General features: G+C 34.6%; 23 protein-coding genes. 16 read left to right on the top strand and 7 right to left on the bottom strand.

Annotation, left to right across the window (positions count from 1 at the left end; all coding sequences use genetic code 11):
- The first annotated feature begins 88 nt into the window (after positions 1-88).
- From ABWU33_RS02915 to ABWU33_RS02845, 15 genes are all read left to right on the top strand, one after another.
- Complete coding sequence (locus ABWU33_RS02915; protein ID WP_264377288.1) at positions 89-772, top strand: hypothetical protein; 684 nt, start codon at positions 89-91, stop codon at positions 770-772.
- 6 nt (positions 773-778) lie between these two features.
- On the top strand, positions 779-2,716 hold the full coding sequence (locus ABWU33_RS02910) for a DUF4815 domain-containing protein (RefSeq protein ID WP_264377287.1): 1,938 nt from the start codon (positions 779-781) through the stop codon (positions 2,714-2,716).
- A gap of 11 nt (positions 2,717-2,727) precedes the next feature.
- Positions 2,728-3,912, top strand: coding sequence for a hypothetical protein (locus ABWU33_RS02905; protein WP_264377286.1), 1,185 nt, complete (start codon positions 2,728-2,730; stop codon positions 3,910-3,912).
- Positions 3,913-3,916: 4 nt separating this feature from the next.
- Entirely contained in the window at positions 3,917-4,117 is a 201-nt protein-coding gene (locus ABWU33_RS02900; RefSeq protein ID WP_353280977.1) for a hypothetical protein, read from the top strand.
- A complete protein-coding gene (locus tag ABWU33_RS02895; protein WP_230609034.1) occupies positions 4,114-5,385 on the top strand; it encodes a hypothetical protein in 1,272 nt (423 codons plus the stop codon). The genes ABWU33_RS02900 and ABWU33_RS02895 overlap by 4 nt, the downstream gene beginning before the upstream one ends.
- 6 nt (positions 5,386-5,391) lie before the next feature.
- Complete coding sequence (locus ABWU33_RS02890; protein ID WP_264377284.1) at positions 5,392-5,946, top strand: hypothetical protein; 555 nt, start codon at positions 5,392-5,394, stop codon at positions 5,944-5,946.
- A gap of 33 nt (positions 5,947-5,979) precedes the next feature.
- Entirely contained in the window at positions 5,980-7,155 is a 1,176-nt protein-coding gene (locus tag ABWU33_RS02885; protein ID WP_264686023.1) for a phage tail sheath subtilisin-like domain-containing protein, read from the top strand.
- A 15-nt stretch (positions 7,156-7,170) separates the two neighbouring features.
- On the top strand, positions 7,171-7,677 hold the full coding sequence (locus tag ABWU33_RS02880) for a phage major tail tube protein (protein ID WP_265028097.1): 507 nt from the start codon (positions 7,171-7,173) through the stop codon (positions 7,675-7,677).
- An 83-nt stretch (positions 7,678-7,760) separates the two neighbouring features.
- Positions 7,761-8,018: a phage tail assembly protein gene (locus ABWU33_RS02875; RefSeq protein ID WP_264686026.1), complete on the top strand. Its 258-nt coding sequence runs from the start codon at positions 7,761-7,763 to the stop codon at positions 8,016-8,018.
- 109 nt (positions 8,019-8,127) lie between these two features.
- The gene (locus tag ABWU33_RS02870; RefSeq protein WP_262986493.1) at positions 8,128-10,419 is read left to right on the top strand and encodes a phage tail tape measure protein; all 2,292 of its coding nucleotides are present in this window, start codon (positions 8,128-8,130) and stop codon (positions 10,417-10,419) included.
- Positions 10,419-10,766, top strand: a complete 348-nt coding sequence (locus ABWU33_RS02865; RefSeq protein WP_262986492.1) for a phage tail protein — start codon at positions 10,419-10,421, stop codon at positions 10,764-10,766. Before ABWU33_RS02870 ends, ABWU33_RS02865 begins: the two co-directional genes overlap by 1 nt.
- A 26-nt stretch (positions 10,767-10,792) precedes the next feature.
- Positions 10,793-10,972, top strand: coding sequence for a tail protein X (locus ABWU33_RS02860; protein ID WP_214303299.1), 180 nt, complete (start codon positions 10,793-10,795; stop codon positions 10,970-10,972).
- Positions 10,969-11,934 carry a phage late control D family protein gene (locus tag ABWU33_RS02855; RefSeq protein WP_264377099.1) on the top strand — a complete coding sequence of 322 codons (966 nt, stop codon included), beginning with the start codon at positions 10,969-10,971 and terminating at the stop codon, positions 11,932-11,934. The genes ABWU33_RS02860 and ABWU33_RS02855 overlap by 4 nt, the downstream gene beginning before the upstream one ends.
- A 48-nt stretch (positions 11,935-11,982) precedes the next feature.
- On the top strand, positions 11,983-12,501 hold the full coding sequence (locus ABWU33_RS02850; RefSeq protein WP_262986489.1) for an ankyrin repeat domain-containing protein: 519 nt from the start codon (positions 11,983-11,985) through the stop codon (positions 12,499-12,501).
- A 67-nt stretch (positions 12,502-12,568) separates the two neighbouring features.
- A complete protein-coding gene (locus tag ABWU33_RS02845) occupies positions 12,569-12,778 on the top strand; it encodes a hypothetical protein (RefSeq protein ID WP_262986488.1) in 210 nt (69 codons plus the stop codon).
- Here the strand turns inward: ABWU33_RS02845 and ABWU33_RS02840 are convergent, their stop codons facing one another.
- On the bottom strand, positions 12,779-13,312 hold the full coding sequence (locus ABWU33_RS02840; protein ID WP_353280975.1) for a phospholipase D family protein: 534 nt from the start codon (positions 13,310-13,312) through the stop codon (positions 12,779-12,781).
- On the opposite strand from ABWU33_RS02840, the gene ABWU33_RS02835 reads away from it, so the two are divergent.
- Complete coding sequence (locus ABWU33_RS02835; protein WP_264377097.1) at positions 13,299-14,228, top strand: patatin-like phospholipase family protein; 930 nt, start codon at positions 13,299-13,301, stop codon at positions 14,226-14,228. The genes ABWU33_RS02840 and ABWU33_RS02835 overlap by 14 nt on opposite strands.
- A 39-nt stretch (positions 14,229-14,267) precedes the next feature.
- Here the strand turns inward: ABWU33_RS02835 and ABWU33_RS02830 are convergent, their stop codons facing one another.
- The 6 genes from ABWU33_RS02830 to mutL all read right to left on the bottom strand — a co-directional run bounded on the left by ABWU33_RS02830 (position 14,268) and on the right by mutL (position 21,299).
- Entirely contained in the window at positions 14,268-15,245 is a 978-nt protein-coding gene (locus tag ABWU33_RS02830) for a helix-turn-helix domain-containing protein (RefSeq protein ID WP_264686056.1), read from the bottom strand.
- 46 nt (positions 15,246-15,291) lie between these two features.
- Positions 15,292-16,212, bottom strand: coding sequence for a helix-turn-helix domain-containing protein (locus ABWU33_RS02825; RefSeq protein WP_264686027.1), 921 nt, complete (start codon positions 16,210-16,212; stop codon positions 15,292-15,294).
- Between the two features lie 65 nt (positions 16,213-16,277).
- Positions 16,278-17,480, bottom strand: coding sequence for a hypothetical protein (locus tag ABWU33_RS02820; RefSeq protein WP_264377094.1), 1,203 nt, complete (start codon positions 17,478-17,480; stop codon positions 16,278-16,280).
- 186 nt (positions 17,481-17,666) lie between these two features.
- A complete protein-coding gene (locus ABWU33_RS02815; protein ID WP_264377377.1) occupies positions 17,667-18,332 on the bottom strand; it encodes a RadC family protein in 666 nt (221 codons plus the stop codon).
- Between the two features lie 169 nt (positions 18,333-18,501).
- On the bottom strand, positions 18,502-19,440 hold the full coding sequence (locus tag ABWU33_RS02810; protein ID WP_264377092.1) for a helix-turn-helix domain-containing protein: 939 nt from the start codon (positions 19,438-19,440) through the stop codon (positions 18,502-18,504).
- 68 nt (positions 19,441-19,508) lie between these two features.
- On the bottom strand, positions 19,509-21,299 hold the full coding sequence (gene mutL / locus ABWU33_RS02805; protein WP_264377091.1) for a DNA mismatch repair endonuclease MutL: 1,791 nt from the start codon (positions 21,297-21,299) through the stop codon (positions 19,509-19,511).
- Positions 21,300-21,318: the final 19 nt, after the last annotated feature.

Here is a 21,318-nt window from a genome sequence, read left to right as displayed (position 1 = left end):
AATACTACCATAAAAAAATAATAAAAAAAAATTGAACAAATTGAAGAGAAAAAGCGATTATATATAATAGGAGGGTTGAAAACAGATAATGTCAATTCTAACGCAATCAGGCAGAGCAGCAATAGCAGCCAGCATAAAAAAGCAATCTATCCATCTTGCTTGGGGAAGTGGTGATGGAAGCTCTGGAAATAGCCATAAAGTAGAAAAAACTTTCGTTAAGGGTGAAATAAAACTTGATCATCAACCTGTTAAAGATGTGAAGGTTGTTACAGGACAAACAATGCATCAGCCAAGTGTTGACTATACAGTTGATAGCAGTACTGGTGTAATTAAACGTACGGAAAATAGCTCTATTCCAGTAAGTGATAAAGTTACCATAGAGTACATTCAAAGCACACCACCTGAACCTATAAATTCTATAAAGCTCTTGAATGAACTTGGCAGACGTACTGCAGATGAAGTGCTATTCTGCACAGGTGATGAAAACGGCGAACTTATAACTCCTTCTGGAAGGTTTAGGCCTTCTGATGTACCAACCAATAATCTTTTTCTCAAATTCACTTTCGATTTCACGGATGCAGCAAATCGAGTAATCAGAGAGCTAGGGGTTATGGTTGGTACTAAAGTAAAAAAAGAATTACCTGAAGGACAGAGATATTTTGAACCTCAAGATATAGAAGACCATGGGATTTTATTGGTTTTGGAACATACCGTACCACTTATCAGAACATCTGCAACTCGGGAAACTTTTTCATTTGTTGTAACTTTTTGAAACAAAATGACTTTAAACGCCTATTATAACCGTTTTAATCCTGACAAAGAATACGAAAAAAGCTTGTTCCTGGCAGGAAGAGGTTTACAGTCTGCAGAATTAAATGAAACTCAGGAGTATGCTCTTTCTAAGCTTAAAGGCATAGGAGATGCAATATTTCGTGATGGTGATGTTGTAACAGGAAGTAATTGTATTATAGATAGAGAAACTGGTAAAGTTACACTTGAAAGAGGAAAAATCTATCTTCGTGGAGCAGTTAGAAAAGTCGAAAAAGAAGAGTTTGTTATTCCACTGAGTACCACAGTTCGTATAGGTGTTTATTATCTAGAATCTACAATTACAGAACTTGAGGACGAAAATCTTCGTGATCCTGCAGTTGGTACAAGAAACTATCAGGAAGTAGGAGCTGCAAGGCTTAAAGTTTCCACCATTTGGGGTTATCAAGCAGAAGGTCTTTCTCCACGTTTTTCTGAAGGAGAATTTTATCCAATTTATAACATTGAAAATGGAGTATTAATAGAACATTCACCGCCACCACAAGCAAACATAGTAACTACAGCTCTTGCTCGTTATGATAAAGAAGCAAATGGATCTTACGTAGTAAACGGTCTAGAAGTAATTTGTTTGCAGAGAGAAGAAGGGGACGAAAAGGGGAAAAAAATATTTGTGATTAATGAGGGCAAAGCTCATGTTGATGGCTATGAGATTGAACTTCCTCACAGTATTCGTGTTTCTTTTGATGACGATCCAGATATAAAATCAGTTGAATCAGAACCACATACTTTTCAGCCAAATAGCCAAAGAGTAATGGAACTGAAGGTGAATGATTTTCCAATAAGTGAAATTAAAAAAGTAGATATAACTGTTCAAAAAACCATTACCATTACTCACGGTTCATACTCAGGAGCTGTTGATCCAATACCTGACTCTGCGGTACTTGAGATTATTCAAATTAAACAAGGCAATGTTATTTATGAAAATAGTATAGACTATAAGTTAAATGCAGGAAACGTTGATTGGTCATTACCCGGCAAAGAACCAGCACCTGGAAGTAGTTACCTTATAACCTATCGCTGTCGCACTCAGGTAAGTCCTGAAGATATAAATGAAGAGGGATGTAAAGTAAGAGGTGCCGTTGATAACAGTCTGGTTCTGATTGATTACACCTGGAAAATGCCACGCTATGATTTAATTACTATCGATAGCAAAGGAGCAGTAAGGAGAATAAAAGGTATAGCTCACCCTTGGCGACCATCAATGCCTAAAGCACCTAGCGGACAACTTTTGCTCTGCTACATTCATCAGACATGGAAAAACGGAGAAAAAGAAGGGGTAAAAATAGTGAATAATGCTATTCATGCTGTACCGATGAATGAGCTTGAAGCAATGAAAAAAGGAATAAATGATCTTTATGCGCTGGTTGCACAGGAGCGTTTACGCAGTGATGCAAATTCAAGAGAACCTACCACCAAAAAAGGAGTATTTGTTGATTCATTCTTTGATGATGATATGCGCGATCAAGGAATTTCGCAGTCTGCAGCAATAGTAAACAAAGAATTAATTTTACCTATAGATGTGGAAATTATTGATGTTGAAAGAGGTAAAGAACCTTATCTTTTACCTTATAAACTTGAACCGGTACTGGAGCAGCTTTTACAGACTAAAAGTGAAAAAATTAATCCATATCAAGCTTTTGATCCAGTCCCGGCACAAATTACTCTAAATAAAAACATTGACCACTGGACAGAGGTTACCACTAATTGGAAAAGTCCAGTAACCAGAGTATTTAATGTTAAAGAAACGACAGAGCTGCTGTCAAGTACTTCATACGAAACTGAATTTATGAGAGAAGCAATACAGAATTTTGAGATCGAAGGTTTTGAGCCAAATGAAAAGCTCAAGGAGGTGAAGTTCGATGGTATCTTCATTCAGCCTACTGCGTAAGAGGTAAAAATATGCTCACAGCTAACAACCAGGGAAAATTAAAGGGAAAGGTGAAAGTGCCAGCAAACATTCCAGCAGGTACTAAATTAGTACAGTTTTACGGTGATAAAGGCAGTTATGGAGAAGCAACTTATACTGGTAAAAAAACAATTACCATAGAGGAAAGAAGAAGAGTTATCGCAGCAAGAAGAGTTGATCCTTTAGCGCAAACGTTTACTTTAAATGAAAGTAGGCACATAGGAGGTGTGGAGCTATGGTTTATAAATAAAGGCAAAAAACGTGTTGTTGTGCAGATTAGAGAAACAGCAGTGGGAGTGCCCTCGCAAACTGTCATTGCTGAAAGCTATATTGAGCCAAAAGATATAAAGATAGATGGCACAGCAACACGTATAGAGTGGTCACCAGTGTTTTGCCATGCAGGAGAAGAGTATGCAATAGTTTTACTTACCGATGATTCAGAGACAACAGTCAAAATAGCAGAACTTGGCAAATATGATGCAGTAAATAGCCGCTGGGTAACGAGTCAGCCTTATCAAGTAGGAGTATTATTATCATCGAGCAATGCAAGTACCTGGACACCGCATCAGAATTTAGATTTAACGTTTCGATTACTAGCTGCAAAATTTAGCGAAAGTTCTCACGTTATTGATCTGGGCAAAGTTACTGTAAATAATGTATCAGATTTAATTGTTTTGACGAACGTCGAAAAAGTAGCATTTGATACCAATGTAGAATTTATCTTAACAGATGAAGAGGGAAGAGAAAACTTTTTGTCTGATAATTTGCCGCTCGCACTGCGTGAAAGATTATCTGGAGAGCTAACGGTAAAAGCAAGCCTAAAAGGAGGGCGAGAGAAAAGTCCAGTGCTATATCCTGGGTTACAGCTAGTTATGGGTAATCTTTCAGAGTCTGGAGATTATGTTACAAGAAGCATTACAGCAGGGGCTAATACTAAGATCACCATAACATATGATGCGCTAATACCTAGCACTGCAGACGTTAAAGCATATGTGCAAAAAAATGTGGATTGGCAATTAGTAAATTTAACATCAGGAAAACCAATAGGGGAAAATTGGGTAGAGAGGACTCATGTACTGACAAACTTTAATGCTAATGAGACAAGAATAAAATTAGTTTTAAGTGGAACGGTTATCTATCGTCCTAAAGTAAAAAATTTGCGAGTGATTATTACTTGAATCAATGCCAAATGACCAAACCAAACGAGGATATCCTTTGCCAAATCCAGAAAATATTGCAGTGGAAGATGTAGTACGTATTCGAAAAGCTATAGAAAAAATAGATGAAGATATTACCGAAAGAGAAGATAAACATAATCAACTTAAAAGTAATTTTGAAAGATTTAGCTTTGAATCTTTTTTAAATTTGTGGGGTAATGAATGACAATTGCCAAAGAAGTAGTTTATGCATTGCATCAGAGACTGAAAGATCTATCTGTAAATGCTACCCCTGATCAACTCGCCTATCTCGCAAAATCTCTAGAGTCTATTGCTGGGCAAAGTACAGTACTTGATATTGTACAGATGACTGATGCAAAATTAAAAGAGCTTCTTGACAGTAGCACAAGTCATTTAAATAAATTAGATAGTAGTAAAAACAATGCATTAGCGGCAATCTCTGAATTAGAAGGAAAGTCGTTAAAGAAAATAGATGAAAAAGGAATTACAAACTTATCACTACTTGATAGCAGAAAAGATTCACATGTTGCCACCATCAATAATGCCGGAGACTTAAATAGCATAAGAAACACATTAAATAGCCTTAAAGCCATAAGCGATATACCAACTGGTTCATCAATTATGAAGGAAATAAAAACCAGAGAAGACCAATTAAAAACACTCACAACTAAATTTAACTCGATTAATGATGTGCCAAATGGGTCATCAATTATAAAAGAGATAAGAAAGCGCAATATGGTTGAACCTGAATCATTACCTTTTCTGTTCGGCATTCTTAATCGATATAATGACTATGGTTGGTCTGATGATAATGGCTATTTCAAAACAGAATTAGGGCAGTGGTATAAAGATACAGCAAAAACCGACTATATGCTGCAGCTCCTTGCAGGTAGTAATACTTATGATTGTACGTATTCTAGTTTTTATCATCCACCACAGTTGTACTTCTTACAAGGAAGTAACGGTAAATTTCTGTACAGAAAAGCATTTTTACGTCGTAGTCACAGCTCAGATCAATACAGTTACCCATATGCACTACTTGGAGTAATATTTGTAAAAAACACTACAAACAGCGATAAAACGCGAACGCTTCATTTTAGTGGTTCATCACGTTGGAGTTCAGGATATGAAGGAGCAGGGTTATTCGTAGGAACACCTAGTCACGTTAATACTAATAAATCGGCAATCTCAGGAATAACTTGGACAAATATTTACAACTACTCAACTAATTCCGCAGTATTTAGTAGTTCAAATAATATTACTGTGCCAGCAAATAAGACAATAGCAATTTTATTTTACGCATCGCCATATTTTTACACATCTGATTATCACCATTACAGTTGGTTTATGAGGTGGAGTATTTATAACTTTCGGAGCAATTTTTTAACTACAGGGCTTGAGATAGATGTGGAAAGAACTCTAAAAGCTTGGCAATGTCCTGGATTATCTAACACGCATGAGATTTGGAGGTAACAAACAATGTCTATCTACATTAGATTTGAAAATGATAAACAAGTAGAAACAACAATACTTGAAAGCAAGCCAAAAGGTAAAAATTGGTATGAAGCGCCAAAAGATTTTGATTGGCAAAAAAGCTATTGTTTAACAGAAGGAGGCAAAATTGCTCAGCGGAATCAAGAAGATATTGAATTGGAGTTATTGCAAAATGCGAAATTTTCTGCACTTTCTAATCTTCGTGCTTATTATGATAACTATACTAACCAATACACAGGACATTCTCACCAGAAGTCTAAGTCGTATGCGATACAAGCGAAAGCCGCAAAAAGCATTCTAGCAGACCAAGATGAAAAGGATAAAGAAATTATAGAACCTTTAGCAAAAGTCCGTGGTATTACAGTTATCGAAATGGCAAGGATAATCGAGGAAAAAGTGAAAAAAGCAGTAAAAGCGATAGTGAAATGCGAGGAGTTGGAAGACATGGCGAAGAGGAAAATTGAAGAAGCTAAAAGTGAAGAAGAACTGCAAACTTTGCTAGATGATTGTAAACAAAAAATGCAAAACCTAGAAACTTAAATTCTTTTCAAAAATCAGCGTGCAAGGAAAAAAATGACAGAAGAATTTTTGCACGGAGTAAATGTTATAGAGGTAACCTCTGGAGCAAGGGCAGTACGTACGGCTAAATCATCAGTGATAGGTGTAATTGGTACTGCACCTGAAGCAGATGAGCAAAAATTTCCGCTAAATAAACCAGTGTTAATTGCAGGAAGCTTAAAAGAAGCAGCAAGACTTGGAAAGAGTGGCAGTTTACCTTCTGCAACAAACGGAATATTTTCCCAAATTGGTGCAACAGTAGTAGTTATTCGAGTTAAAGAAAGTGAAAACAGCGATTCAAAGCTCAAAGAAAGTGAAACTATCCAAAATATAATTGGCGGTGTTGATAAAGAGACTGGAGAGTATCAGGGGATAGAGGCATTCCTCAGTAGTGAAAGCATAGTTCATATTGCTCCAAAAATATTAATTGCACCTCAGTTTACTCATCAGTTACCTGAAATAGATGGAGTAAATCCAGTAGTGAGTGCTTTAATTTCCATAGCAGAAAAATTAAGAGCAATTATTGTTGCAGATGGACCAAATACTAATGATGAAGAAGCAATAAAATGGAGAAAAAGTGTAGGCAGCTCAAGAGTTTACGTAGTTGATCCATGGGTTAAGGTATTTGAAGGGGAAGAAAAACCGGCAAGCCCATTTGTAGCTGGTTTAATAGCTAAAATAGACAGCGAACAAGGCTTCTGGCATTCACCTTCAAATAAAGAGATAAATGGTATTGTTGGAACAAGCAGGCCTATTGATTTTACGCTCGGTAATACAAATTGCAGAGCAAACCACTTAAATGAAAATGAAGTAACAACGATAATTCATCAAAACGGCTATAGGCTTTGGGGCAATAGAACATGTTCAAATGACTCAAAATGGGCTTTTCTGTCAGTAAGAAGAACTGCAGATTTAATCAACGATAGTCTACTTCGAGCTCATCTATGGGCAGTTGATCGCAATATTACCAAAACTTATATAGATGATGTAATTGAGGGGGTGAATTCTTATTTGGCCAATTTAAAAGCACAAGGAGCTATTATTAGCGGAAAATGTTATGCAACACCTGAACTCAATACACCGGCAAATATTGCAAGCGGGAAAGTATATTTTGATTTCGAATTTACACCACCATATCCAGCAGAACAGATTACTTTCAGGTCACATCTTGTGAGTGGTACAATATTATAAAAATGGGAGAAAGAGATGTTACCGAAGATTTTAAAGAATTTTAATGTATTCGTAGATGGTCGGGGTTATGCAGGAAAAATTGATGAGATAACGTTACCAAAGCTCACCATAAAAACCGAAGAATATCGTGCTGGTGGTATGGATATCCCAATAAATATTGACATGGGCATGGAAAAGCTTGAAGCAGATTTCACTTTTGCTGAATACGATACAGAGCTCTTTCGGCTATTTGGGCTGATAAATGGGAATTCAGTAGCTTTGACGCTCCGTGGTGGAATGCAAGGTAGTGGTAGCAATGATATTGAAGGAGTAATAATCAATTTAAGAGGCATTTTTAAAGAATTTGATTTTGGTAGCTGGAAACCTGCTGAAAAAGCCACTCTCAAATGCACTGTAGCTGCGCATTATTATAAACTTACTATAGGTGGTAATGAATTAATAGAGATCGATGCTGAAAATATGATCCGTAAGATTAACGGTGTTGATCAGATGGCACTACTTCAGACGGTACTTGGAATATGAAGATTTTTAGAATTATATTTTTTAGATGTTGATCAAATAGTTATAAATGTTTTACAAGATTTTATTTTTTATAGGAGAATTTTATGCAAACTATAACACTAAACAACCCAATTACAGTTGATGGAATTTCTGTTTCAGAACTTACCGTTAGACGTCCAAAAGTTAGAGACTATTTGGCAATAGAACGCATTAGTGGTAGTGACCTAAATAAGGAAGTAACTTTGACTGCCAATCTGACATCAGTTGCAAAAGAAGCAATTGAAGAATTAGATATTGCTGATTATGTAAAAGTGCAAGAGGTATTAAAGGATTTTTTTTCACCGATTATCCAAAAAACTTGAGATCAGAAATACTAGTGCTTGGCTCTATCATAGGTGGTGGAGTTGAGCACATTCTTGATATGGAGATTAGTGAATTTATTTCATGGAGCAAATTAGCAAGGGAGCTTAAATGTCAACGTTATCTATAAAAATCGGAGCTGTTTTAGATGGCAGTTTTAATACTGTAATAAAGGGCAGTAGTAATCAACTTACTTATCTTGGTGAGAACATAAGGAAGCTTGACTCATCTTTAAAATCAGTATCAAAATTTAAGCAGTTGGGTCATGATGTTTTGACTAGCAGGAGGTCGTGGAAGGGCTTTGAAGATCAAGTAAAATCTTTAGCTAAACAAATGAAGGCAATAGAGAAACCGAGCAAAACCTTAAAAGCAGAATTTGACAAGGCCAAAACCTCCGCAATAAAAGCAAAAGAAGCATATTTGAAAAAGAGAGATGCTTTGCATTCATTTAATGAAGCAGTAAGAAAAAGTGGAAGAAATATTAAGTCATTAGTAAGTGATCAATATAAACTTGGTTCTTCTATTGAAGTGCTAAAAGGTAAGTATGGTAAGCTTGGGTCTGCAATACGTAGTCACCAAAGTTTTTTAGCAAGCAAAGCACATTTTAAGTCACAAATTATAGAGACTATTGGGCTAGGGCTAACGCTTGCAGCGCCAATTAAAGTTGCTGTTGATTTTGAATCGGCTATGGCTGATGTAAAGAAAGTAGTAAAATTTGTGCAAAATGACACTAAAGATGAAGCATTAAAGTTTGCTAAAGAGTTAAAGAAATTATCTCGGGAGATACCCTTGTCAGCTGCAGAATTAGCACAAATAGCTGCAAGTGGTGGTCAACTTGGTATTGACAAAAATGATCTTATTAAGTTTACAACAGTAGTTGCCAAAATGACCACAGCGTTTGATATGTCGGCAGAAGAAGCTGGTAATGCTATTGCGAAAATATCCAACGTCTATGGAATTAAAGTTGATGGTATGGAAAATGTAGGTAACATAATAAACCATCTCTCAGACAATACCGCTGCTAAAGCACAAGAAGTGGTTCTTACATTAAATAGAATTGGTGGTAATGCTAAACAGTTTGGTTTAGAAGTTGATCAAGCAAGTAGCTTAGCAAGTACGTTCATAAGTTTAGGTAAACAACCTGAAAAAGCAGCAACTGCTATAAATAACTTTCTTAGTAAACTACAGACTGCAAGAGAGCAAAGTCCTGAATTTCACGATGCATTAGATGAGATGGGAACAAGTATAGAAGAGCTCGAACAAACCATTAAAAAAAATCCTCAAGAGGCAATATTACAATTCCTTGAAACTTTAAAAAGAATAGACGATCAAGAGCGTGCCGGTATTCTTATGAATCTATTTGGCGCTGGGTTTCAAGATGACATTGCTCTTTTAGTAGGAAGCTTAGACATTTATAAGAAAGCTATTGAACAGGTAGCTGATAAAGGAAAGTACCGCTCCTCAATGCAGAAAGAATTTGAAAATCGGGCAAACACTACAGCTAATAAATTACAATTACTTAAAAATGCAGTATTTGAAGCTGGAATGAATCTAGGGTCAGTGATGTTGCCTACTTTAAATTATGTAGCTGGAAGTTTGAAAGCAATAACAGAGCGTATAGCTTCTTTTGCAGAAAAATATCCAACTTTAACTACAGTAATCATGAGTACTTTAGCAGCTTTGATAAGTTTGAAAGTCTTAGTAGTGGGAGTAGGCTATGGAATTACTTTATTAGGAAGTACAATTTTTGGTCTTAAAGCAACGATATTGGCAACATTTTCATTTTTATCAGCTATAGTTTTCCCTGCAGTAATAACAGGGCTAAGAGCAATAACACTAGCTGTAATGACTAACCCAATTGGACTTTTAATAGCGAGTCTTGTTTCTGGTGCAGCTTATGTTCTAACTAACTGGCAAAAAGTGAAAGACTTTTTCTCTAGCTTTTGGAAATCACTCATTGAACCTATAGGAAAAGCTTTTTCATGGATGGGAAATACAGTTAGTAGCATATTTGCTGAGAATAACCCGATTAGAAAATTTGAAAATAATGGAAATTTTGTTAATAAGCTTTCTAAAAATAGCATTTTCAGTAACGGAAACCCATTGACAAGTAATAGTGCTATTAAACAATTTTCAGAAAATAGTAAAGGCAATTTTGAGAGTTTTAAAGTTAAAGGTGTTATAGAAGAAAAAAGAGCTATAGAACAAGAAGAAATTGAGAAAGCATTCAAGAAAAGTAGATATGAAAATAGGGAATCTAAAGTATATAACCAAGCATTCTATCAAACGTTTAATATCAACATTAAGTCTGAAGATGTCCGCAGCGTTGCTGATGCAGTAATAGAACGATTTAGAGAACAAGCACGTGGGGCACTTTTTGATATAGTTGAAGAGTTACATTGATGTTGCTTGGAAAATGTAAGCTTGAACCAATAAGCCTAAGATACAGTAAAGAAAAAAGGTGGTATACAATTGAATGTATTGAAAAAACGTCGCTACAAAACATTGGTTCAGGAATTGAATGTATTGATTTAACAGGAGTGATTTATTCACGTTATCAGAGTAATGGCTTAGAACAGCTAAAAAATATACGTAACACTCAAGAACCACACGTTCTAGTTGATAATTCAGGAAGTGTATTTGGAAATTTTGTCATTACTAATGTAGAAGAAAAGCAGATATTATTTTTTCCTGATGGAAAACCGAGAAAAGTTGAGTTTATTTTGAAGTTAAAAAGTTACAGTAAGTGATTTATTATTACACGAAAGAAAACGAAATGTTGGATTACATTTGCTGGAAACATTATGGATACAGTAGTGGAGCAGTGGAGGAAGTATTGCTTGAAAATCCAGGCCTTGCAGAATACGCAAGCTTTTTGCCCGCTGGATTAAGAATTAAGCTTCCTAAAATTCAGAAAATATCGAAAGAATCTGTCATAAATATTTTAGATGAATGACGCCAGACTTTGATATAGTAGCAAAAAATAACCCAGTAACAGAGGTTTTAAAAAAGAGTTTAATATTATTACGTGTTACTGATGGATCCGGTACTACAAGTGACGAAGCTGAGATATATATTAGTTATAACTCTAGCGCTTTAGAACTTAAGGGTAATTTACAGGTTTTTCTAGGATATAAAGAAACAGGTTTATTACCTATGGGGGTATATAAGGCAAATCAAATTACAATACAAAGTCCACCACAAACTTTAAGAATAAAATGTGACGCTGCAAGTTTAAGAGGATCATTAAAGGAAAGAAAATCAAAGGAATGGAAAGACATTACCTTGGAAGATTTGATTAAAGAAATAGCACAAGAACATGGGTATGAAGGTAAAGTCGCTGAAAGATTTGAAAATACATTTATACCACATACCATTCAAGCAGATGAAAGCGACATGAGTTTTTTGGAAGGATTAGGCAAAAAATATGATGCACTAGTAAAACCAGCAGGAGGATATATAATTTTTATTCCAAAGGGAGAAGCAAGATCAGCGACTGGAAAGATGTTAGGTACAACAGTATTAACACCTAAAGATATTATAAATTGGGAGGTAAATTTTAATGTGCGTAACAAATATGGATCTGTTATTGCAAAATGGCACAGTTATGAAAAGGGAGAAACTATAGAAGAGAAAGTGGGAAATGAGGGTCCAAGTTATACCCTGCAAACGCTTTACTCTACCGCAGAATCAGCAATTAGTGCAGCAGCAGCTAAGTTAAAACAACTAAAACGTAGTACATCAAATTTAAATGTAACTGTTCCTGGTAATCCAGAATTATTTGCAGAAGCTAAGATCAGCCTTTCAGGATTTTGTCAGGAAATTGAAGGTGAATGGATAATTAGCAAGGCAGAACATATTCTGAATAATAGAGGATATCAAACTATAGTAGAGGCAACAGTGAGCAAAGCTGTTTAAGTGAAACTTAAGCAAATGGTCATTTAATTCCAAATAAATATATAATACATGAACATAAATTCGATCATATATAAAAATAGACTAATTTTATTAATAGCACTAGCAGTATGTATTGTAATCGTATGTATTTCCTTATCTGAAAAGAGATATAAAGATAGCATTACTAAATTAGAGATTGCATCTGAAACTTGTGACCTAGAAAATATCGAGCTCTTGATACAAAATAATGTAAATATTGGCGAAAAAGCATTGCATTATGCTGCAGAAAAAGGATGTTTAGAAATTATAAAATTTTTAGTAGAAAAGGATGTTGATATAAATACTGCCAATAAATTTAAGCGAACAGCACTACATTATGCTGCAGATAATGGACATTTAGAAATTGTCAAATTCTTATTAGATAAAGGATCAAATCCTATAGCTACAGATCGAGATGGAAGAAGACCAAGAGATATGGCTGTAGTGGAATTGCGATATGATAAAAACAAAGGCAAAACATATAGAGAAATCATAAAGCTACTTGCTAAAGCAGAGGATCAATACGAATCAACAAAAAGTAATCACTAAAGCTGTAAGTTTTCTATAATCTATACATAAATTTCTAAAACTATCCATAACAAGTTAATATTTTCACATGAAAAAGCAAAAAATCCCAATTACGGTAATTATTACCATATTAATCCAAACCGTAGCATTGATATGGTGGTTATCCAAGCTAGACTCAAGGGTACAATTTCACGATAAACTCATTGAATATGGTTTAATGGAAAAAGTGTTAGTACTTGAGGAAAGGGTAAAAAATCTTTCTGAGGAATTGGATGAACTTAAAGCTGATTTAAAGTAATTATTCTTCTACTTTTGGTGTATAAGGATCAGATTGAGATTGACGATCCTTCCAGTTTTCGATGTATTGCTCAACTAATTGAGGATCCCCTGTTATAATCAGTAGATTCTCAGCATTTCTTGATTCAGCTGCATAGGTGAAATTAAAAGAGCCAGTTATTATTTTGTTATCATCAATAATCATTATTTTACTATGAGCAATCGCTGGTTTAAAGTCAATCCATATCGGGATTTTGTGCTCAAATAATTCGTTAATTACACTATGTTTTGAACTAGTTTGTGATTCATCTAGAATAACCTTAATATCAACTCCACGCTTTTTAGCTTGAACCAAGGATTCAGCAATAGGCTTTGAGGTAAATTGGTATGCCTGAACCAACACAGATTTTTTAGCATAGTCTACGGAATCAATTATTAGGTTGGTGCAATTTTCTCCAGGCGTGAAGCAGACTGTGGCTTTTGGGCAGGAAACACATCCCGATAAAAGCGAACAAGTTAATAAAATCAATAAATACCTAACCATGGCAAAATACATCCTTTCAGTTGACGGCGGAGGCATAAGAGGCATCATACCAGCCATTATACTAGCAGAAATAGAAAAGAGGGCAAGGAAACCGATAGCTGAAATCTTTGATTTAGTGGCAGGAACCTCAACCGGTGGAATTGTTATAGCAGGATTATGTAAAAAAGATAAACAAGGAAACCCTCAATATTCAGCCAATGATTTAGTCGAGCTTTACCAAAAATACGGGTCATATATTTTTAAATCTTCATTTTTGAGAAGATCAATATTTTCTTGGCTTAATTGCACACAATACCCACATAAAAATATTGAATTTGTACTGGATAAATATTTTGGCGATGATATCCTTAAAAACACTTTAAGTGATGTGTTGATTACGAGTTACGATATTCACAATAACTGCCCATTTTTCTTCAAAAGCTGGAAAGAAGGTAATATTAAGCTGAAAGATGCACTCAGAGCTGCAACGGCTGCACCTACTTATTTCATACCAAAACATCTAAAAATTAACCAGATAAACAGAGTATTAGTGGATGGTGGGGTGTTTGCCAATAATCCAGCGGCTTGTGCATATGCAAGTGGTAAGAGGTTATTTCCAAATGATGATATTCTACTGTTATCGATAGGTACTGGAAGAACAGACAGAAGCATAGAGTATGCCAATTCAAAGAGATTTGGAAAAATAGGCTGGATAAAACCTTTGTTAAATGTGATGTTTGCCTCTGGATTGGACTGCGTAAATTATCAGATGAATCAAGTAATAGGCAATAGATACGTAAGAATACAATCGCAATTGAAGCTAGCGTCGGCTGACATGGATAACATTACATCAAAAAATATCAAATTTCTTCAACAGGAGGCAAAGGCAATGATAGAGGACAATCAGAAAGTGATAGAAAAATTCTGTATAGAAATATTAAATATATAACTATCTTTACTTACATCTTAATATATTGTTTAACACAATTCAATTTTCACACTCATCAGCAGTTAGGCCACTTGCTCGCACAATAATATCAATAGCAACACCTTCCTTAACTAGATCTTTTGCAATCTTGATTTTCTCTGCTTTTTTAACCTTTTCTTTACCAGTTTGCATTCCTTCAGATAAAGATCTGGCTACCGTATCCAGTAATTCTTGATCCTCAATTTTTTCGCATTTACCTACAAACCTCAAAACTGGCTCATTTTCATATTCTGTTAGTCCAAGAGCTTTAATGTTAACTGATAATGTCTTTGCTATCTTATATAATATTTCAATTGGAATGTCTGTATATCCTCGTTCATAGTCGTGTATTTCTTTAGGTGTTGAACCTATTTTATTTGCCAAGTCCTCCTGAGTGTATTCCCGTATTAATCTCTGCTCTTTTATCCTTTTCCCCACTTTGTAGAGTATAGAATCAGTACAAATTTCTTTCTCTATATCATCATACTCATAAGTAGATAAGCGAGTCACTTGGGAAATAATATCAACTGAAACTCCTTCTTTCACTAGATTCTTTGCTACTTCTATTTTCGCTTCTTCTTGACTAATTTTTTCGCTAATATATACAAACCTTACTAATGGATACAGTTTCTTTCGTAATTCCTGATCCTTAATTTCTCTATGTATTTTTGTTAGATAGACTATTTCTTTATCCTCATCTTCATACCAACTGTTTTCTCTTAGTACTGTTGGTCCTGGAAGTAGATCTATAACATTAACTGACAATGCTCCTGCTATTATATACGATTCTTTGATTGTAATAGCCTTGCACCCTAGTTCAAAGTTATGTATTTCCTTATGTGTTAAACCAATTTTGCTTGCTAATTTTGCCTGAGTATACCCTTGTACTATCCTACAACCTTCTATTTTTTTCCCCAGCTCGTAGCTTGCTGAGCCAATATGCTCTGAATTATCATAGATAAATCCTCTAAAAGCTGTTTTTCCTACAGAAGCAAACATATATTCTATCACAAAAAAATCCACCATTGGCTAAGTTTTTATGAAATCACAAAAATTTCTCAATCATATAATTTGATAAGCCTGTCGTTTGCAAGATAATATCAACAGAAATTCCTTCTTTCACTAAATTCCTTGCAACTTCAATCTTCTTTTCCTCTCTGACCTTTTCTCTACAAACATGTATACTTTTAAATAAAGACTTGATTAGCATATCGCGTAATTCCCGACTCTCAATCTTTTTGTATTCTTCTATCAAGTTTGATAGCTTTTCTTCCGCTTCACTATCCTCATCTGATTCGGGAAGTAGATCTATGATACTGATTGATAATACCTTTGCTATTTCATCTAACATTTCAAGTGAGACAGCAGCTCGCCCTTGTTCATATTCGTATATTCCTTGATTTGTTATGCCAACTTTATTCGCTAAATCTTTTTGAGTATATCCTCGTATCAATCTCCACTCTTTTATCCTTTGCCCTACTTTGTATGGAATGGGAATTTTGTTCTCCTCATACTCACCAATAGATAAGTTAGTTGTTCGAGAGATAACATGAGCAGAAACTCCTACTTTCATCAAACCCCTTGCTACTTCCATTTTTACCGCTTTTCTGCTTCTTTCCTCACTCAAACGAATAAATTTGGTTAATAAATAAAATACCTCGCTTAATTCTTTATCCTTATACCCCTTTACTAAATTTAATATTTCTTTATCTTCAAAATATCTTTTTTCATTTGGTAGCGTCTCTCCACAAACTAGACCTTTAACATTTACTGATAATGCTTCTGCTATAGCATATAACTTCTTAATTGGAATTTTACGGTTCCCTTTCTCATATTGCAGTATTACCCAGTACTTTACACCAATTTTCTCAGCTAAACCCTTCTGAGTATAACCTCGCTCTAACCTCCAACTTTTTACTTTTTGTCCTACTTCATAATCTAGACTTTTTTCCACGCAAAAAACCATATATATAATATTTTCTACTATAGCTCAAAGGCTCCAGTAAACTCTGGAACCTTAAAATAAATGAATTAAAGTTCCCTAAAGGTTTCTTTACTACCTCCACATACCCTATTTACCCATGAAGACAATACTTCATCATTGCTAATCTCTTTTATAGCATACTTTTCATTCCATATGCCACATCTAGTGAAATTACCTTTCTCTACTGCTTCTTGAAGTTTCACTCCCCCAAAAAGGCAGTTTTTTCCTATTTCTTCGCCTCTTTTTTGTAACTCAGCCCACATTTCCTTGTTTTCTACTCTGACTTGTACTTGATCATATTTTTTTACATCGTGGTACAATATAATATTTAGCTGACCAATGCTTGTAGGAAATTGTAATATAATAGAGCTTTCATCTGACATATCGATATAGTTTCTTATACCTCCCTTCTCGCTTTTAACCTCAACTGCATCATTACCAATTTTTAAAATATTACTTCCTAACTTTCTGTTTGCTTCCAGTATTTTGGCTACCTCTACCTTGCTATTATCAGAAAATTCTATATATGATGTTGTATTGTCTATCTCGAGATCTATTAAGGATCCTTCTTGAACAGCACTTTCGCCAGCTTTTTCTAGTTCTTCTAGTTGCTTATCTATCTGTGGCTGAACTTCTGGTTGTAGCTCATCATAGATTTCACCTATCAGTTTATTCTGTAGTAGAGTATCATGAAACTCTGCACCGCTTAACATTAATTTACGTATTACCTTTTTACGATCAACCTTATCAAATTTATGAAAATGTGTACCTAATACTACATACTCTGAGAAACTCCATTCCCCATCATTACATGCATTTAGCCTTGTTCCATCACCTATTACTTCATCTATAACTTTGTTCATCTCTTTTGGGGTTTTTGCTTTTACCACTCCACTCTTAAACCAGCTCAACTTTTCACTTTCGCTTATACTTGGCTTTATTTTTTGCAAGGCAGAGGTAAATGGATTTTTATCTTCTTGATCACTTGCAGGTTTTGTGCCATAAACATAGTCAAATCCTTTCCCACAGTTGATTTTGTTTTCGCGAACTTCTCTACCAGGGAAAGGTGCTATTTCCTCAGGCTTTTTAGCCTTATTAATTTTGCTTACAAAGGTGGATTGCTCCTTAGTACGACCAATTCCTATAATCGCATTTAACACCTCACCTTTTGATAATCTATCAAGATCAATGTTTAACTCGTAAGTACCTCCTTCTTGATCATCAAAAGGTACAATTATTTTATTACTCATATTAGCCTCCGCTATTAAATATATTTTACTAAGTCTATAACCGACTTTATTACTTTATAATTAATTTAATATATACTTTCTCATTAATTATAAACAAGAATTAATGTATTTGCAAATACTTTCTTCATTCAAGTAGCTAAATAACTCATGAAAAGTAAGACTCTTCATCTACTTCAAACATCTGCTTTATAACAGTCCTTGCTCTTTAAAACTAAAATATCCAACACTTGTAATGATAATGTGATCCAGTAACCTAATCCCTATAGTCTGACAAGCTTTAGCCAAGTCTTTAGTTACAGCTTCATCCTCATCAGATGGCTTTAACCTTCCTTCTGGGTGGTTATGCGATATTATTATTGACGTCGCTTTCCTTATTAATGCCTTTCTTGTTACTTCTCTTATGTAAAAAGGTACCTTATCCACTGTACCAGTGAACACTTCTTCCCCCTTTAAATGGCACTTTTGATCAAAATATATTATTTTCATCTTTTCCTCCTCCGAATAACCAATACTCACCCTTAAATATTTTACTATGGTTTCCAAGTTATCCATTACAGGTCCTTTCTTTAACTCTTCTCTTGGTACTCTCTTTGCAGCTTCCTTTAGGCATAAAATTACTGCTACTGTAGAGTCAGTTATCCCTTCTATAGTTTTCAAGTCATCTATTTCCTGGCCTAAAACTCCTCCTATTCCAAAACTATCTATTAGCTTTCTAGCAATAATTCGAGCTTCTTCCCTGTCATGCACTGCACTTAGAAACGTTTCTATTACTTCACGATCAAGTAGAGCTTTACCGTTGCTTTCTAATGCTCTGAATTCTATTTCTTCTCTACGATCTTTCTTATTATTCATAAAAATTACCCTTCACTAATAACAAAATGTTTTTATATATTTACTGCCATTTTTTAGCAGTCTTGGCATAAGGCCATAGCTTTTGAGTGAAGTCAAATCAATTTTTCAATCTTTTTTACTTATTTTTTCATCAAAAAATAAAGATATTAATAGATACTGATTTTTTATTTTAAATTTGTTGAATTTCGTCTAAAGAGATGCCTACTGTTTTTAAAATAATATTGATAGAAATTCCTTCCTTAACTAAATTCTTTGCAATTTTCATCCTTTCTACTCTCTCCACTTTCTCTTTGCAAACTTGTATACTTTCAAACAGAGATTTTATTAGTACATTACGTAGTTCTTGGCTTTTAATCTTTTTGTATTCTTCTATTAACTTTGATAGCTCTGCTTCACTATTCTCATTTTCTGTTGTTTCTGGAAGTAGGTCTGTAATACTAATTGATAGTACCTTTGCTATTTCATCTAACATTTCAAGTGAAACAGCAGCTCGTCCTTGTTCATATTCATATATTCTTTGATTTATTATACCCACTTTACTTGCTAAATCTTCCTGAGTGTATCCTCTTCTCAACCTCCATTCTTTTATTCTTTGACCTACTTTATACGGAATAGAAATTTTTTTCTCATCATTATCATATTCATCAATAGATAAATTGGTTGTTCGAGAGATAACATGAGCAGAAACTCCTTCCTTAACTAAACCCTTTGCCACCTCTACTTTTACTGCCTTTCCACTTTCTTCCTCACTAATACGGATGAATTTGGTTAATAAATAAAACGTTTCACGTAATTCTTGATCCTTAATCTCTTTATGTCTTCTTACTAGATTTAATACCTCTTCTCCCTCGTACTTTTCCTCATTTGATACTTCTTGTCCGCAAGCTAGATCTCTAGCAGTTGTTGATAATGCTTCTGCTAATTCATATAACTTCTTAATTGAAATTCTGCGTGTTCCTTTTTCATATTGCAGTATTACCTGATATGTTGTATCGATTTTTTTTGCTAAATCTTTTTGAGTATAGCCCTTTGCTAATCTACGATTTCTTACTTCCTGTCCTATTACTTTGTAATCTAAAAAATTAGAGCATTTATTCTCTTTTTTCACATTTTATACTCCATAACCAGAAGAGCTGTTACGTATACTTAATTGGCAACCTTTTTGACAAACTGAACTCATCTCCTTTCAAACAATTTTTCTATATCACTTAGTTTCATTTCTATATACGTTGGTCTTCCGTGATCAGAATATGGAGTTTTCTCAATTTGTCTTAGTATCTCATTCATCTCTTCCAATTTCATTTTTCTTCCTGCTCCGTGGCAAGCGATTATGGATGATATTTTGTTCACCTTATCCTCTATTGGTAGCGTATCTTCTATTTCCATTAACTTATCTACTATATCAACTAGCATCTCTTTTATATCTATTGTTCCCAAGATTGCAGGTATTTCTTTTACCCTTACTTTATCTTCTGATTCTATTTCAATACCAAAACCCATTTCAAAAAGCTTATCTTTATAAGTTTTAACCATCTCCATTCCAGCTTGGTTTTTAATTTCAACTATTTCAGGAATGAGAAGTTTTTGTCTTTTTATGCTTGTTAAGCACTCGTATATCAATCTCTCATAGGCTGCATGTTGATCTACTATAATCAGCCTATCTCCAGCCTCAGCAATAATGTAAGTATTGTAGACCTGACAGCGTGCATATCCTAGAGGGTGATCCTCTATCAAATCAATTTGCTTCTTTTCTAGAACCATCGTTCCCTTTTGGGTTGGAGATTCTCCATATTTAAACGTTTCTGGTAAGCTTTGCCTTCTTTCATCTGGTGCATTGAATTCTTTCATTAAATGATTTTCTAAAAGACTTGGCCTCTTTTCATAAAATTCTTTTTGATCTTTTTTCTCTTGACTATCAACCTGCTCTTGGCTTTTACTATCATTAAAAATTAGCTCCTCTTCAATACCTTGATCACCCGCTGCAAATCTCGTTGATAGTGTTTTTATTATCCCTCTTCTCACTATTTCATATATTAGCCTTTTATTCTGAAATCTTACTTCCGATTTATTTGGATGCACATTTACATCTACTTGGTCATATGGTACTTCTAAATGCAACACTGCAAAAGGATACCTATTGTTTGGAATAAAATCGTGATACGCATATCTAATTACACCAACAAGTAGATTCTCTTTTATTGGCCTTCCATTAACAAACGTATAAATTTGAGTTGAGTTGCCACGATTGACATTAGGTTTACAGATGTGTCCCTTAAGTTTGATGCCTTCTTCTTCCTCTTTAACTTCCAGTGAATTGCTTTGAAATTCTTCTTCTATTTCACATAATCTGTTGAACAGCGAAGTTTGCTTAACATATTTTAAGAGCTTTTTATTACCAGAAGTGAGAGTAAACCCAATACTATAATTAATCATCGCTAAGTTATTCACAATATCAACAATACTTTGTGTTTCTGCCCTTTCGGTTTTTAGAAACTTTAGTCTATTTGGTGTAGCAAAAAATAAGTCACGAACTTCAATATATGTACCTTGCAACAAAGAACAAGGGGTAATCTCTCTTATTTTTTCTCCTCCCTCATATCTTATAGACCATGCTTCCTTTGCTCCACTTGCCTTAGACGATAATTTCATTCTACTTACTGCTGCAATTGAAGGCAAAGCTTCTCCTCTAAAGCCAAGATGTTTGATTTCTATTAACTCACTATCGCTTAATTTTGAAGTAGCGTGGCGCATAAACGCAAGTTCCAAATCTTCCTTTTCTATTCCATTTCCATCGTCTGTTACAGTTATAAGATTACGCCCACCACTTTCTATTTTGATCTCTATCTCTGAACTTCCAGCATCTATTGCATTTTCTACTAATTCCTTTACTACACTCGCTGGCCTTTCTATTACCTCTCCCGCTGCTATACGATTTATAGTTTTTGTGTCTAAAAGAATTATTGCCATAACACTCCCTCCAATCTAT

Source organism: Wolbachia endosymbiont (group B) of Cyclophora punctaria, assembly GCF_964028235.1.
GTDB lineage: Bacteria > Pseudomonadota > Alphaproteobacteria > Rickettsiales > Anaplasmataceae > Wolbachia.
This window is presented reverse-complemented; position numbering and strand designations above follow the sequence as displayed.

Bases quoted from the DNA above. Each gene is read 5' to 3' on its own strand.
- ABWU33_RS02875 (WP_264686026.1), top strand. From the start codon at position 7,761: ATGCAAACTATAACACTAAACAACCCAATTACAGTTGATGGAATTTCT.
- ABWU33_RS02820 (WP_264377094.1), bottom strand. From the start codon at position 17,480: ATGAGTAATAAAATAATTGTACCTTTTGATGATCAAGAAGGAGGTACT.
- ABWU33_RS02915 (WP_264377288.1), top strand. From the start codon at position 89: ATGTCAATTCTAACGCAATCAGGCAGAGCAGCAATAGCAGCCAGCATA.
- ABWU33_RS02845 (WP_262986488.1), top strand. From the start codon at position 12,569: ATGAAAAAGCAAAAAATCCCAATTACGGTAATTATTACCATATTAATC.
- ABWU33_RS02895 (WP_230609034.1), top strand. From the start codon at position 4,114: ATGACAATTGCCAAAGAAGTAGTTTATGCATTGCATCAGAGACTGAAA.
- ABWU33_RS02840 (WP_353280975.1), bottom strand. From the start codon at position 13,312: ATGTATTTTGCCATGGTTAGGTATTTATTGATTTTATTAACTTGTTCG.
- ABWU33_RS02815 (WP_264377377.1), bottom strand. From the start codon at position 18,332: ATGAATAATAAGAAAGATCGTAGAGAAGAAATAGAATTCAGAGCATTA.
- ABWU33_RS02900 (WP_353280977.1), top strand. From the start codon at position 3,917: ATGCCAAATGACCAAACCAAACGAGGATATCCTTTGCCAAATCCAGAA.
- ABWU33_RS02865 (WP_262986492.1), top strand. From the start codon at position 10,419: ATGTTGCTTGGAAAATGTAAGCTTGAACCAATAAGCCTAAGATACAGT.
- ABWU33_RS02910 (WP_264377287.1), top strand. From the start codon at position 779: ATGACTTTAAACGCCTATTATAACCGTTTTAATCCTGACAAAGAATAC.
- ABWU33_RS02825 (WP_264686027.1), bottom strand. From the start codon at position 16,212: ATGGTTTTTTGCGTGGAAAAAAGTCTAGATTATGAAGTAGGACAAAAA.
- ABWU33_RS02855 (WP_264377099.1), top strand. From the start codon at position 10,969: ATGACGCCAGACTTTGATATAGTAGCAAAAAATAACCCAGTAACAGAG.
- ABWU33_RS02885 (WP_264686023.1), top strand. From the start codon at position 5,980: ATGACAGAAGAATTTTTGCACGGAGTAAATGTTATAGAGGTAACCTCT.
- ABWU33_RS02835 (WP_264377097.1), top strand. From the start codon at position 13,299: ATGGCAAAATACATCCTTTCAGTTGACGGCGGAGGCATAAGAGGCATC.
- ABWU33_RS02860 (WP_214303299.1), top strand. From the start codon at position 10,793: ATGTTGGATTACATTTGCTGGAAACATTATGGATACAGTAGTGGAGCA.
- ABWU33_RS02890 (WP_264377284.1), top strand. From the start codon at position 5,392: ATGTCTATCTACATTAGATTTGAAAATGATAAACAAGTAGAAACAACA.
- ABWU33_RS02850 (WP_262986489.1), top strand. From the start codon at position 11,983: ATGAACATAAATTCGATCATATATAAAAATAGACTAATTTTATTAATA.
- ABWU33_RS02870 (WP_262986493.1), top strand. From the start codon at position 8,128: ATGTCAACGTTATCTATAAAAATCGGAGCTGTTTTAGATGGCAGTTTT.
- ABWU33_RS02880 (WP_265028097.1), top strand. From the start codon at position 7,171: ATGTTACCGAAGATTTTAAAGAATTTTAATGTATTCGTAGATGGTCGG.
- ABWU33_RS02830 (WP_264686056.1), bottom strand. From the start codon at position 15,245: ATGTTTGCTTCTGTAGGAAAAACAGCTTTTAGAGGATTTATCTATGAT.
- mutL (WP_264377091.1), bottom strand. From the start codon at position 21,299: ATGGCAATAATTCTTTTAGACACAAAAACTATAAATCGTATAGCAGCG.
- ABWU33_RS02905 (WP_264377286.1), top strand. From the start codon at position 2,728: ATGCTCACAGCTAACAACCAGGGAAAATTAAAGGGAAAGGTGAAAGTG.